This window comes from Candidatus Flexifilum breve (assembly GCF_016713355.1).
Map to the genome: position 1 here is coordinate 58,511 of NZ_JADJPI010000007.1, position 12,544 is coordinate 71,054.

Genomic DNA, 12,544 nt, shown 5'->3' on the forward strand with positions numbered 1-12,544 from the left:
TAATCAATCATTCATATGATTTTATCGATTAGATAAAAATTATGTTGATCGGTTTTGTCAACATTCTGTAGAAATGGGGTGGACTTTTAGGCTGTCCACGCCTCGACCGCATCCGCGATGATGCCAGCACACGCGAAGACATCGTCGAGGCTCACCCATTCGACCGCCGCATGCGCGCCTTCGCCGCCGGGGCCGATGATCACCGTGGGGATGCCCGCGCGCCCAAGAATTGCCGAATCGAGCCAGGCCCACATGCCGTACAGCGTCGGCTCACTCCCCATAATCGCGGTTGCGGCGCGCTGCACCGTCTGCACAATGGGCGCATCGAGGCTGATCTCGTAACCGGGACGGTAAAATTCCAGTTCGACTTCGGCGTTAAAGTGCGAGTCTTCCCGTTGAAGTTCGTTGATGTGTCCCTGCCACCACTCGATCACATCGTCGCCGGTGCGCCCCGGCAGCAGGCGGTGTTCGACCTGCAAACGCGCGCGATCCGGGTACGTACTCAAGCCGAGACCGCCGCTGATCATGCTGGCATGGATCGATTCGCGACCGAGCAGGAGGCTCTTCGTCTTGAGCGCGGCCTCTTTTTCGAAGCGCTCGATCACATTGAGCAGCCGCCCCATGTGCACAATCGCGTCGATGCCCGTGTGATACAGGCTGCCATGCGCCGCGCGCCCCTGCGTCGTCAGGTTAACCCACGCGAAGCCCTTATGCGCGACGCACAGGCGCAGTTCGGTCGGCTCGGTGAGAATGGCAGCGTCCGCCCTGACAACCGAGACCAGCGCATCCATGCCGATGCTCAGGTATTCCTCATCGGTGACGAACCCGAGGATGATGTCGCCGCGCGGCTGGAAACCGTCACGTATCAGCGCCTCAACCGCGCCGAGGATCGCCGCGAGGCCACCCTTCATATCATAGGCCCCACGCCCGTACAGCCGATTCTCTTCGACCCGGCCATCGAGCGGATTATCGAGCATGTTTTCGAGGCTGACGGTATCGGTGTGCCCGGTCAGCAGCACGCTTTGACCGCCGCCCGTGCCGCGCCAGCGCGCGATCACATTGGGACGGTTGCGCGCAGTCTCCTGCAGTTCAACTTCGAGGCCGAGCGCGCGGCACAGATCAGCCAACCACTGCGCCACCTGGGCTTCGCCCGCCCCCAGGTCGTCGAGACCGGGGTTGACCGAGTTGATCTGCACCATGGCCTGCAGCCATTGGGTCGTGAGGTTCGTGTTAATCGTCGCCATCGTTCACCGCCACCTTGTTGATCATCGCGTGCGCGTCCGGATGCAATCCAATCAACCACTCGCCGAGCAGGGCGACCGCGCGATGCACGCCGACTGTCGCGCGCGGATGCCCCATGCTGCTGACCTGAATCGTGTATTCGCGGCCTTCGCGTTTGGCGCGTTCGCTCACGCGCAGCGCCAGATGCTGGATAATCGTTGCTTCGCCGACGTGCACCTCAAACAATAGCGCATGTTGACCGCGGTACAGCGTCATAAAGTGGATATGCAGGTCGCCCTCGTCGACATTCCACCCCGCAAACTGATCGGCCATCTGATCCAGCGTGAGCGGGCTGGTGAACACAATATGCGGCATGGGCAAATCCCTGATCACTGATACGTTCGGCGCGCTTATCTCGTTGCGCGCATAGGCGAAATAATAACACGCGCGTCCGGCGTTCCGCGCAATCTGTTCATACTTAGTAATGACGCGATCTGTCATGTCATTCACCCACGCCGAAGGGAGCAGATTGGTCAAGCCGGGCGTGTTGGCCAGCAGTTCCGCGCTGAGTTCGGCGTATTCGAGGATGTCGGTGGCGAGGTACAAACGGCCGTCCGGCGTCAGGCGGCTGACGAGCGCGTCGACCGTATCGCGCTGCATCAAACGGCGGTGATGATGCCCCGGCTTGAACCACGGATCGGGGAAATTGACGTAAATCTGGCTGATGGACTGCGGCTCGAACAGGTGGTTGAGCGCCATCTCCGCCGTCGAATGGATCACACGCACGTTGGTCAGTTGCTCGCGGGCGATCAGCTTCTCGCCAATCACCATGCAGCGATTCGAGATCTCCAGCCCGACGATGTTGTGATCCGGGTAGCGCCGCGCGAGATGCAGCAAAAACGCGCCGCGCCCAAAGCCGATCTCTAAAATCAGCGGGCGCTGGACGCCGAACAGCGCAGGCCAGTCGGTCGGCCAGTCACTGCGATAGCCGCTCAGTTTTTCGGTCATACGTTCCAAATCCAGTCGTTACCGACCCCACCCCGAATTCACTTCACGGCAAGACAGTTTTAATATTTCGAGACTGTCTTTCCTCAGACAACACCTGTAGGGACGCGCAGAAGCGCGTCCCTACAATTTGTTCGTTTGTTAAAAGTATCCTGTCCTCAGCCCAAAGAGCGGGAGCTAGGCGTGCTTTCCAAGTCCCCTCTCCTCTTTTCGGAGAGGGGATTTAGGGGTGAGGTCTGTTTTTACCGTGCTAGCCCCGCCAGCAGCAGATCGAGCGCCAACTTGGCGTCAATCTGCCCGGTTTTGATCTTCACATCGTAGTCGTGTAGGGCGCGGTAGATGCGCTCCAACTGCGCCGCGTTGAACGCCCGCGACTGCTTCGCCAGCTTTTCGCCGACAAACGGATGCACGCTCAATGCCGACCCGATCTCTTTGGGCGCGCCGCCGCGATCCAGATGATCGCGCGCCATAAGCAGCAGGCGGAACTGGCGGTTGATCATCGCCAGAATCGCGAACGGGTCTTCCTGCTGTTCGAGCAGGCGGTACATCAGCGTCGAGGCGGCTTTCGCGCGGCCTTCCGCCAGCGCGTCGACCATCTCGAACATATTCGCTTCCTGTACATAGGGCGTGAGCAGCGCGACATCCTGCTCGGTGATCGGGTGCTCGCCGTTCACGAACGCGATCAGCTTGAGCAGTTCGTTATCCGCGCCGCGCAGATCGTTCCCGGTGACGCTGGCGAGCGCCACCGCCGCCGCGGGTTCGATTTCGACGTTGTAGGTCTCGCGCGCCCGCTTGAGAATCCACTCAGTGCTGTCTTTCGGCACCATGTACAGCTTTTCGAAGCCGTGTTCGTCGCTTTGCGCCAGCTTGACGATCTTGTTGCTGTCGGCGAGCTTCTCGCGCTCCCAGAAGATCAGCCGCCCCCATTCGGGCAGCGTGGGCAGCGCCGTCACCAGCGCCTCGACCGCCTTTTTGCCCGTTTCGCCCGCGCCTTTGCGCGTGATCCACGCCAGCAGGTCGCGCACGATCACCAACCGCTTGTCAGAGAGGAAGGGGTAGGCCATCACCGCGCTGAGCAGCTCGCCGACGGACGTTTGCGGCCCGTCGAATTCGGCGGTGTTCAGGTCGGCGTTCGGCGAGGCGCTGATCTTGGCACGCAGCTTGCCGACCTCTTCCTCAACGCGCAGGTCATCATCGCCATGAAAGATGTAGAACGTAGGTGATTTAGTCATAACAGATTGAGGACTGAGGACTGAGGACTGAGAACTGAGAACGCTTTACTTAGGTGGCTGGGCTGGCAGCAAAGCTCATTGATGAACAACCCAGCCTGCGCGTTCGCTGTCACGTCGTTTACTCAGTCCTCAGTCCTTTAACCTCAGTCCTTAACTGGAGCGCGTGGTCACGCGGTGCACCGTGATCGCATTGGCGCTGAACGGCGTCCGCATTTCGCTGCGGGTGATGCGAATGATTTCGAGATCGGCGGGGTCACCGTCGGTGGTGATGTATTTTTGCAGCGACAGACCGAGCGGCTGCGAAAAGATCAGCGCGGCGATCATCAGGATCATTAGCGTCGGGAAGCGATTGAAGACATCGCGCCGATTTGCGCCCGCCAAACCGAGCAGCGCCGCCGCCGACGTCATCATCCCCGTGGTGACGAGGTTGGTGCCGCAGTTGGGATGCACCGCCAAATGATGTTCGCCGTTGCGCATGCGGCGCAGCGCATCGCGCACCGCCGCGTCAATGGCTTCGGTGGGCGCTTCGCCCATCAGCACGAAGCCGCTGCCATCACTGCGCCCCGCCATGCGCAAATTCTTGACGCGATTCGCCAGCAGGTGGATCGTCGCGTGTTCAAGACCATGATTCCGTCGCGTCCGCCGGACAAGCGGTAAATCCAACACTGGTTGTAGGGAGTCCGCCAATTGTTCAACCCATGCGGTCATTTACTTCATCTCTCGCTTGCTAGCACGACAGGTTCACAGACTGTAACATACTTTTCGCCCCACGAAAACCCGGCGTCCGCCCTACGGCGGATGTGTTTCAATAAAAATACGAGTAGAATGAACGTATGGTGGTTGCAAGTTAGCGCCTTCGCTTTATGGAGAATAACACAATGCCAAGACAGACACGCTTTGGGCTGCTCCTGCTCATTCTCGTCATTTTTGCTTTGAGCCTGCCCATGATGACGGCCGCGCAGTCCGATCCTACGCCGACGCCGGCTCCGCTCACCGAAGTCACGGCCGAACCGGAAGCGACGCAGGAAGCCGTCCAGCTCCCCGGTACGGATCGTCCCGAACCCGTCGATGGCGGCGCGCTCAGCGTCGGCGACACGCTTGAAGGCACGCTGACCGAGAGCGAACCGGCCTTCGCCTACACGCTGACCGGTGAAGCGAATCAGACCGTGCGCATCAGCCTGATTTCGGACGAATTTGATCCGTATCTCGTGCTGCAGGATGCCGACGGTAACCTGATCGACACCGATGACGACAGCGCGGGCAACTTCGATTCGCGCATCACGTACACGCTGCCGGACGCGGGCGAATACACCGTCATCGCGCAGAGCTTTGCCTACTACAACAACAGCGGCGCAGCCGTGGGCGCGTTCACGCTCACCGTCGACACAATCGAAGTGCGGCGCATTGAATACACGCAGGAAGTCACCGCCGAACTGACCAATGATGAACTGGCCGCCGATTACGCCTTCACGGGCGAAGCGGGCGACTCGGTCATCATCCGGCTGGACTCCCCGATCTTCGACACGTACCTGCTCCTGCTCGACGACAGCGGCTTTGAACTGACGTCGAACGATGACAGCGGCGGCTCGCTCAACTCGCAGATCGGCCCGTACGAACTGCCGTACACGGGCGCGTACACCATTCAGGTGAACAGCTTCAGCCGTTCCGCGATCGGCGAATATACGCTCTCGATCGACAAGGCGGACATGCAGCCCATCGCCTACGGTGACACGGTCGAACTCGACATCACCGAACGCGGCGGCACGTTCTTCTTCAGCTTTGAAGGCAATACGGGCGAAGTCATCAACGTCTACGCTGAAAGCACGGGCACGGTTGATACCGATCTGGCGATCAATGATCCGTACAACTACCAGCTCATCGCGGACCAGGACAGCGGTCGGCGCAATGATCCCGAAATCACCGATTATGTACTGACCACCAGCGGCACGCACACCATCGTCCTCGACGTGATCTCGGGCACGGGCTCGGTCGCGCTGACGATTGAACGCGGCATTCTGCCCTCGCTGGACGACGGCGCGCAGGAAGTCACCTTCTCGAGCGATGGTATGAACCCGACCCGGTCACTCGTCTTCACGGGCGAAGCGGGCTCGGTCGTCCGGCTGACGCTGGCTGTCGACTCGGATAACGCGACGGGTTCGCCGAACATCAGCGTGATGCAAGCGGGCAGCACGCTCGCTTCGGGCAGCGGCAGCTATGTCAGCGGCCTGACGCTGGAATTCTCGGTGTACTCGGATGGCGAAGTGCTGGTCAGCATCAGCGACTACAGCTACAGCGATCTCACCTACTCCGTCTCGCTGGAAACCGCCGAATAAAACCCATCTGCACCAGCAAACAGGGCGCGCTGCGGTGCGCCCTGTTTATTTTCACACCGGCAGCAGTTCTGGCGGATTCAAGAGCTGCCGTGCCGCCTCCAACTCCTGCGGATTCCCGATCAAACCGACAATATCCCCTTCGAGCAGCGGCGTGTGCGATTTAGGATTGGGCACGACAGCGCCATCGCGCATAAGCGCGATGATCGACGTGCCGACCGTCGCGCGTAAATTGCTGTGCGCAATCGTCGAACCACGCAGCGGGCTGTGCGACGACACGGGAATCCACGCGATTTCGATGCCCTGCGCAGCGATCAGCAGTTGATCCAGCGCCCGATGATAGATCGGCGCTAAGGGTGCAGTATCCGCCGGGGCGACCGCTGGTTCGTCCCGCGACGGATGGCTGAAGATGGGCAGGCGCAGGAGGAATTTTTCGGCGAGCGGAATCGAGCGGAACATGAGCGGATTGACGATGATCGAGATCAGCGCGCCCGCCAGAATGAGCGAATACTGGTCCTGTGACAGCACGCCGAGCGCGATCCCGGACTGCCCGACGATGAACGAGAATTCGCCAATCTGACTCAACCCGGCGGCGACGACCAGCGCCGTCATGCGCGACGCGGGCAAGAACACCGTCAGCAGCAGCGTGATCACCGACTTGCCCACGATGATCAGCACGCTCAACACAATTACCTGCCCGGCATTCGCGACGATCACCGCCGGGTTGACGAGCATTCCAACCGAGACGAAGAACAGCACGGCGAAAATCTCGCGGAAGGGGACAACTTCCTCGCCGACCTCATGGCTGATCTCCGACTCGCCGATCACCACACCCGCCAGAAACGCGCCGAGCGCCAGTGACACGCCGAAGAGTTCGGCGGCGGCGAAGGCTGTGCCCAGCGCCAGCGCGACGACCGCGAGGGTGAAGAGTTCGCGCGAACGGGTCTGCGCGATCTGCGTGAGCAGCCACGGCAGCAGGCGCGCGCCCACCAGCATGATCAGCGCGACGAAGATCACCGTTTTGAGGATGGCTAGCCCGATGTTGGCCAGCGAAACCTCGCCGCCGCCCATCAGCACGGGCAGCAGCACGAGGATGGCGACGGTCGCCAAGTCTTCCAGCACCAGCCACCCCACCGCGACCTTGCCGTGCCGCGTGCGCAGCAGATCGTTGTCGGTCAGGGCGCGCAGCAGCACCACTGTACTGGCAATCGAGAGGGCGAGTCCGAGCACCAGCCCGGCCTGCAGCGACCAGCCCCACGCTTGCGCCAGCAGCACGCCAATTCCCGTCGTGATGAGCATCTGAAACACGGCACCGGGCAGCGCCACCCGCCGCACCGCCCACAAGTCACGCAAGGAAAAATGCAGCCCCACGCCGAACATCATGAAGATGACGCCCATCTCTGCCAGTTGACTGATATCGTTGATGTCGCCGACAAAACCGGGGGTGAACGGCCCAATGGCCATCCCTGCGAGCAAATAGCCGAGCAACGTGGGGAAACCAAGCTTGCGGGCAAGCCAGCCGCCGAAAAATGCGGTCAGAATCGCCATCGTAAAAGTAGCCAGCAGCAGCAGGTCGTGGTGCATCATGTCTCCTTGTTGGGTGGGGCGCTTGTCCTTATAGTTCGCTTCCAGACTACTGATCGTTCGGTGTCGGTTGGGATGAATCGGGCCTGAAGTACATTACAGACGTAGTTACAGTCCCAAATCTTACCCCATGGCGGGAATCATAAATTCTTTATCAGATTTACCCACCGCATATAGACTTTTACCTGAAATCTGTTGTAATATGCACTGTGGGATGTAGTGTGAACAACTATGCTGTATTGAGGTGCGTAAATGCCGCTATATACGTATCGTCGTGAAGATGGGACGACCTTTGATTATCGCCAGAAGTTTCTCGATGAACCGCTCACCGTTGATCCGGTGACCGGGCAAAAGGTTGTGCGCGTGATACAGGCAGCGGGCGTGATCTTCAAGGGGACGGGTTTCTACGTCAACGACAGCAAGAGCGCGTCGCGTTCATCTACGCTCACCCCCCCCAAGACCAGTGATGATGCCAGCAAGCCTGCCGCCGACGCTGCTAAACCGGCTGCCGAGAGTAAGCCTGCCGCTGCTGAGGCCAAACCAGCCGCCACCACTGCCGCCGCCGACTAGCGGCCGTCATTATTTGATATGAAAAACGCCCGTCATTGAGCGGGCGTTTTTGATTCCTGTGCGCTGTCTAAAGTCGACTCGCGAAAGTTCCAATGTAGGGGTAGACCTATGTGTCTACCCGGTTTCGGGCGCACACGCAGGTGCGCCCCTACATCCATTCGTGGATTTGTTTCGAGAACCGACTTATGCAATTTAACTTATGAATACGGAGTTCTGACCCCACCCCCGGCCCCTCCCCGAATTCAGGGAGCCAGCAAAAACCCTGTTTGTCTCCCCTCTCCCCGCTTGCGTGGGAGAGGGGGTGCTGACAGGGGTAGGTTTTCAATTGTAGGGACGAGGCATGCCTCGTCCTCCTTTGCCAAAATAACCGTCACCCTATTGGCTAAAACCTTCTTTTGCTTTCACGGATGGCAGGCTTTTGGTTCAATCCAGAGAAAAACAGGACGAGGCATGCCTCGTCCCTACAGGGGGTTTTGGCGAAAGAAACGCGCATTCCATTAGGAAGCATTAAAAACCTACCCCTGACAGGAGAGTGGTTGGGGGTGAGGGGAGGAGCGAATGAGGCTCATCCCTAACTGACGTTGGATAGCAACTTCAGCCCTGCGGCGCAAGCCAATACGTCGAGTTGCGCCCCTCCGCCGTCCAGCCGATCAAGCCGTTGTAGTCCACCTGATACCAGTACACACCGTCCGCGCATACGCCCTCCGTCAGCACGGTGAACACACCGCCGCCGGGGATCAAACCGAGCACGCGCGCGGCAAACGTCGGCGCGACGCGCACGCGATTCGGCAGGCCGGGCGTCACTTGCGCCGGGTCGTTGATCGTCAGGCGCGGCGCAAGTGTACACTGCGTCGGGGTGGTCGGGACACTCGCCGCCGGGCTGGCGGTCGCTTCGCTGTCGACCGCAGGTTCTGTCCAGTAGGTACTCCACTGGCCTTCGGGCGTCCACCCGACGATACCGTCATAGTCGACTTGCCACCACGTGATGCCATTGTTGCACTCCGGGCCGTCGACAACCGTGAACACGCCGCCCGCGGGGATGTAAGCGAGAATCGCGCCACCGCCGGGCACAGGCTGGTCACGCAGCACATTGGGCAGACCGGGCGTGACGACGCCCTGCGCGCCGATCGCCAGCCGGGAGGTCACAGACATACAGTAAGTTTGAGCGTAAGTCGGAAAGACGGAAACGCCCGCCGCCGTCAAGGTGACGGTGAGCGCGAAAATGAGCAGAGTGATCCGCCGGAACATGGTGCTTCCTTGTTGAGGTAGAAACGTTCTACCTTTCATTATGCGGTAAAGTGCCATGCGCTGCCTGTCCCCCGGCTGACGTTTGACCTACGATCTCAACCAGCGTCGAATTTTCGATCCCCAGCGCGGTTTGCGTTATGGTTGGCTCAGCGCCTGCAGCACTTGCTCGGAGTGATCATGACCAAACCATTACAGGGTATTCGTGTCCTTGACCTGACGCGCCTGCTCCCCGGCGGCGTGGCGACTCTCATGCTGGCCGATCTGGGCGCGGAGATCATCAAGATTGAAGCGCCGGGCGGCGGCGACTATGCGCGCTGGATGCCGCCCCTCATCGACGAGCAGGGCGCGTACTTCGGCGCGACCAATCGCGGCAAGCAGAGCATCATCCTCAACTTGAAAGACGAACGCGGGCAAGCCGTGCTCCAGCGTATGGCGGCGAGCGCCGACGTGCTGATCGAGAGCAACCGCCCCGGCGTGCTGGATCGGCTGAACGTCGGTTATGACACGCTGAAGGCGATCAACCCGCGGCTCGTGTTCTGCGCGCTCTCCGGCTGGGGCGCGACCGGGCCATACGCGCAGCGCAGCGGGCATGATCTCAACTATATCAGTGAGGCAGGCTTGCTCGGCGAAATGAACTCACCGCAGCCCTTCGGCGGGCAGGTGGCCGATCTCGGCAGCGCGTATGCGGCGGTCGCGGGGATTTGCGCGGCGCTGTTTGGGCGCGAACGCACAGGCGAGGGCGCCTTCCTCGACATCTCGCTGTTCGAGGCGGCGCTGCCCTTCATGACGATCTCGTGGGTCGAAGCCATTAGCGCGGGCGATCACATTCGCGGGCGGCTGTCCGGCAAAATGGCGTGCTACAACGTCTACACGACCAGTGACGGGCAGTCGGTCACGCTGGCGGCGCTCGAACCCAAATTCTGGACGAACTTCTGCACGGCGATCAACCGTCCGGACTTGATTGAAGGCTACGAAAAGCCAGAACGTCAGCGTTATTTGCTGGCGGAACTGGAGCAGATCTTCGCGCTTAAGACGGCGGCGGAGTGGGCAGCGCAGCTCGAACCGGCTGACTGCTGTTTTTCGCGCGTCATGCGCCCGAGCGAGGCGCTCAACCACCCGCAGATCGAAGCGCGGCGCTCACTGGAATGGACGTGGTCGGAAATGCCCGTCATCCACAGCCCAATCCGCAGCGGCGACCTGCCGGAACTCGCGCCCGTGCCCGGCTATGGCGAACACACGCGCGCGGTGCTGCTCAGTTTTGGCTATACGGAGGCTGAAATTGATGAACTGACGGCGCAGGGGGTCGTGCAGGCGTAAAAAAACGCTGCGGACAGGCACCTACAATTATCGCCTGTCCGCAGCGCAGCAGTGCTCAGGTGAAGCTTACGAGTACCGGATCACGGTCGGGGTCGGCGTCGGCGGGAAGACCCAGTGGCAATCCAGCGGCATGGTGCTGATCAGTCCGGCGTTGTAGCGGGCGAGGTACCAACCGCACACCCAGACTTCTTGGTTTCCCTGTTCACACGGGCCGTTACCGCTTTCCCAGGCCATGTCACCGCCGGGGAAGCATTCATTATCAGCCACGGTGTTGCACTGAATGCCGTTGCTGCCATCTTCGGTGCACAGCAGATTTTCCGGGGTTTCAGTTTGGGCGCTGACGACGAGCAGGCCGCTGACAGCGACGAGTAGGAGGAGGAGCGTGAGGAGCATAGGTTTCTTCATGGAAAGTCTCCGATGGTGATGAGAAGTACGTGCTTAATCATCACTATATAGGCGGCTTAAGAATTAAAGTGTTTAGGTTTTATGGTTTTTAATTAATTCTAAATCAACGTTTTAGTGCAGAAGTGCCTGCCGTGTGATCGCTACAGGTTAGTTTTTCTGAGGGAATCAACATGAGTTTACTGGCTGAAAAAGTGATTCTGGTGACGGGCGGCGCGTCGGGGATTGGCCGCGAAACTGCGCTCGCGCTGGCGCGGGAAGGGGCGCGCGTCGTCGTCTCCGATGTGAACGCGGCGTTGGGCGCGGAAACGGCGGAGCTGATTCAAGCGGCGGGCGGCGGCGCGATCTTCGTCCCGTGCGATGTCTCGAAAGCCGAGCAGGTGCGCGCTTTGATCTCCGCGACCGACGAAACCTATGGTCACTTGGATGGCGCATTCAATAATGCAGGCGTGGGCGGCGTCATGGCCACGACTGCCGATCAGGACGAGACGGCGTGGGATCAAGTTATCAACATCAACCTGAAGGGCGTGTGGCTGTGCATGAAATACGAACTGCCCCTGCTCCTGCGGAGCGGTGGCGCAATCGTCAACACCGCCTCGGTCGCGGGCTTGGTCGGCTTCCCCTACGCCAGCGCCTATGACGCCAGCAAGCACGGCGTGATCGGTTTGACCAAGACGGCGGCGCTCGAATATGCGGCGCAAAATATCCGCGTGAATGCCATCTGCCCCGGCTTCACCGATACGCCCATGGTGCGCGACATGGTGCAGGTCGCCCCACACATGCAGCGCCGGGTCACGGGCAACCCCATGCGGCGTCTGGGGACGGTGCAGGAAATTGCCGAGACGGTCGTATGGTTGCTGAGTCACAAAGCGTCTTTTATCACAGGTCAGGCCATCGCCATTGATGGCGGCCTCACCGCCGGATAATCGGGAGTTCACCGTTCACTGTGTTCAGTGAACAGTCAAAGAACACCCATGCCGGGTTCATGTTCGCACTGTGAACTGTGAACTGATCACTGTTGACTTTGACAAGGGAGAAGCTATGCAGATCGGAATCATCGGGACCGGGAGAATCGCGAGCGGCGTCGGGCAGCGCTTGATCAAAGCCGGGCATGCCGTCTTTTTCGGCTCGCGGGACGCGAGCAAAGCGCAGACCGCTGCCCAAGCCATCGGCGCGCAGGGTGGCACGCAGGCGGAAGCGGTCAGTTTTGGTGAGGTGATCATTCTCGCCGTGCCGTTCGGCAGCGTCGCCGAAGTGGTCAGCGAGCTGCCTGGGCTCAAGGGCAAAATCGTCATCGAAACGGCGAACGATTTTCAAAGCACCGATCCGCTGTCCACGACGGAACGCGTTCAGGCGCTGCTGCCCGACTCGAAAGTTGTGAAGGCTTTCAATCACATCTTCTCACAGGTGATTGCGAATCCCGCTGCCCAGGGATTAACCGCCTTCATCGCTGGGAACGACAGCGCTGCCAAAGCCGTCGTCAAGACGCTGCTGGAGGACATCGGCTTTGAGGTGGTCGATGTGGGCGGGGCGAAAGAAGCGATGCACCTCGATCATCTCGTGCGCTTCATCGTGTTTCTCGGCTATGACCACGGCATGGGCACTGATCTCGCCTTCAAGCTCGTAAAGGTCTAG

General features: G+C 60.2%; 12 protein-coding genes. 5 read left to right on the forward strand and 7 right to left on the reverse strand.

Annotated features, from left to right (window positions below; translation table 11 throughout):
• Nucleotides 1-86: 86 nt before the first annotated feature.
• The 4 genes from IPK17_RS05665 to IPK17_RS05680 form a co-directional block, all read right to left on the reverse strand.
• Complete coding sequence (locus IPK17_RS05665) at nt 87-1,244, reverse strand: M20/M25/M40 family metallo-hydrolase (protein WP_343416706.1); 1,158 nt, start codon at nt 1,242-1,244, stop codon at nt 87-89.
• Entirely contained in the window at nt 1,231-2,229 is a 999-nt protein-coding gene (trmB, locus tag IPK17_RS05670; protein WP_343416707.1) for a tRNA (guanosine(46)-N7)-methyltransferase TrmB, read from the reverse strand. Before trmB ends, IPK17_RS05665 begins: the two co-directional genes overlap by 14 nt.
• 239 nt (nt 2,230-2,468) lie before the next feature.
• Nucleotides 2,469-3,458 (reverse strand): DNA polymerase III subunit delta, encoded by a 990-nt coding sequence (gene holA / locus IPK17_RS05675; RefSeq protein ID WP_343416708.1) that lies wholly within the window; start codon nt 3,456-3,458, stop codon nt 2,469-2,471.
• 150 nt (nt 3,459-3,608) lie between these two features.
• Nucleotides 3,609-4,166: a DUF6391 domain-containing protein gene (locus IPK17_RS05680; protein WP_343416709.1), complete on the reverse strand. Its 558-nt coding sequence runs from the start codon at nt 4,164-4,166 to the stop codon at nt 3,609-3,611.
• Nucleotides 4,167-4,336: 170 nt separating this feature from the next.
• Between IPK17_RS05680 and IPK17_RS05685 the strand changes: the two genes are divergently transcribed.
• Nucleotides 4,337-5,791, forward strand: a complete 1,455-nt coding sequence (locus IPK17_RS05685; protein WP_343416710.1) for a PPC domain-containing protein — start codon at nt 4,337-4,339, stop codon at nt 5,789-5,791.
• Nucleotides 5,792-5,842: 51 nt separating this feature from the next.
• Here IPK17_RS05685 and IPK17_RS05690 read toward each other — a convergent pair whose 3' ends face one another.
• On the reverse strand, nt 5,843-7,375 hold the full coding sequence (locus IPK17_RS05690) for a monovalent cation:proton antiporter family protein (RefSeq protein WP_343416711.1): 1,533 nt from the start codon (nt 7,373-7,375) through the stop codon (nt 5,843-5,845).
• A 249-nt stretch (nt 7,376-7,624) separates the two neighbouring features.
• On the opposite strand from IPK17_RS05690, the gene IPK17_RS05695 reads away from it, so the two are divergent.
• On the forward strand, nt 7,625-7,942 hold the full coding sequence (locus IPK17_RS05695) for an FmdB family zinc ribbon protein (protein ID WP_343416712.1): 318 nt from the start codon (nt 7,625-7,627) through the stop codon (nt 7,940-7,942).
• Between the two features lie 594 nt (nt 7,943-8,536).
• On the opposite strand, the gene IPK17_RS05700 is transcribed toward IPK17_RS05695, so the two are convergent.
• Nucleotides 8,537-9,190, reverse strand: coding sequence for an SH3 domain-containing protein (locus IPK17_RS05700; RefSeq protein ID WP_343416713.1), 654 nt, complete (start codon nt 9,188-9,190; stop codon nt 8,537-8,539).
• 177 nt (nt 9,191-9,367) lie between these two features.
• Here IPK17_RS05700 and IPK17_RS05705 point away from each other — a divergent pair, with 177 nt between their 5' ends.
• A complete protein-coding gene (locus IPK17_RS05705; RefSeq protein ID WP_343416714.1) occupies nt 9,368-10,507 on the forward strand; it encodes a CaiB/BaiF CoA transferase family protein in 1,140 nt (379 codons plus the stop codon).
• Nucleotides 10,508-10,573: 66 nt separating this feature from the next.
• Here IPK17_RS05705 and IPK17_RS05710 read toward each other — a convergent pair whose 3' ends face one another.
• Complete coding sequence (locus IPK17_RS05710) at nt 10,574-10,912, reverse strand: hypothetical protein (RefSeq protein WP_343416715.1); 339 nt, start codon at nt 10,910-10,912, stop codon at nt 10,574-10,576.
• Nucleotides 10,913-11,082: 170 nt separating this feature from the next.
• Here IPK17_RS05710 and IPK17_RS05715 point away from each other — a divergent pair, with 170 nt between their 5' ends.
• Together IPK17_RS05715 and IPK17_RS05720 are read left to right on the forward strand one after the other, a co-directional pair.
• Entirely contained in the window at nt 11,083-11,835 is a 753-nt protein-coding gene (locus tag IPK17_RS05715; protein WP_343416716.1) for an SDR family oxidoreductase, read from the forward strand.
• A 115-nt stretch (nt 11,836-11,950) separates the two neighbouring features.
• Nucleotides 11,951-12,544 (forward strand): NADPH-dependent F420 reductase, encoded by a 594-nt coding sequence (locus IPK17_RS05720; protein WP_343416717.1) that lies wholly within the window; start codon nt 11,951-11,953, stop codon nt 12,542-12,544.

Coding starts and splice junctions, on each gene's coding strand:
- IPK17_RS05665 (WP_343416706.1), bottom strand. CDS start 1,244: ATGGCGACGATTAACACGAACCTCACGACCCAATGGCTGCAGGCCATG.
- trmB (WP_343416707.1), bottom strand. CDS start 2,229: ATGACCGAAAAACTGAGCGGCTATCGCAGTGACTGGCCGACCGACTGG.
- holA (WP_343416708.1), bottom strand. CDS start 3,458: ATGACTAAATCACCTACGTTCTACATCTTTCATGGCGATGATGACCTG.
- IPK17_RS05680 (WP_343416709.1), bottom strand. CDS start 4,166: ATGACCGCATGGGTTGAACAATTGGCGGACTCCCTACAACCAGTGTTG.
- IPK17_RS05685 (WP_343416710.1), top strand. CDS start 4,337: ATGCCAAGACAGACACGCTTTGGGCTGCTCCTGCTCATTCTCGTCATT.
- IPK17_RS05690 (WP_343416711.1), bottom strand. CDS start 7,375: ATGATGCACCACGACCTGCTGCTGCTGGCTACTTTTACGATGGCGATT.
- IPK17_RS05695 (WP_343416712.1), top strand. CDS start 7,625: ATGCCGCTATATACGTATCGTCGTGAAGATGGGACGACCTTTGATTAT.
- IPK17_RS05700 (WP_343416713.1), bottom strand. CDS start 9,190: ATGTTCCGGCGGATCACTCTGCTCATTTTCGCGCTCACCGTCACCTTG.
- IPK17_RS05705 (WP_343416714.1), top strand. CDS start 9,368: ATGACCAAACCATTACAGGGTATTCGTGTCCTTGACCTGACGCGCCTG.
- IPK17_RS05710 (WP_343416715.1), bottom strand. CDS start 10,912: ATGAAGAAACCTATGCTCCTCACGCTCCTCCTCCTACTCGTCGCTGTC.
- IPK17_RS05715 (WP_343416716.1), top strand. CDS start 11,083: ATGAGTTTACTGGCTGAAAAAGTGATTCTGGTGACGGGCGGCGCGTCG.
- IPK17_RS05720 (WP_343416717.1), top strand. CDS start 11,951: ATGCAGATCGGAATCATCGGGACCGGGAGAATCGCGAGCGGCGTCGGG.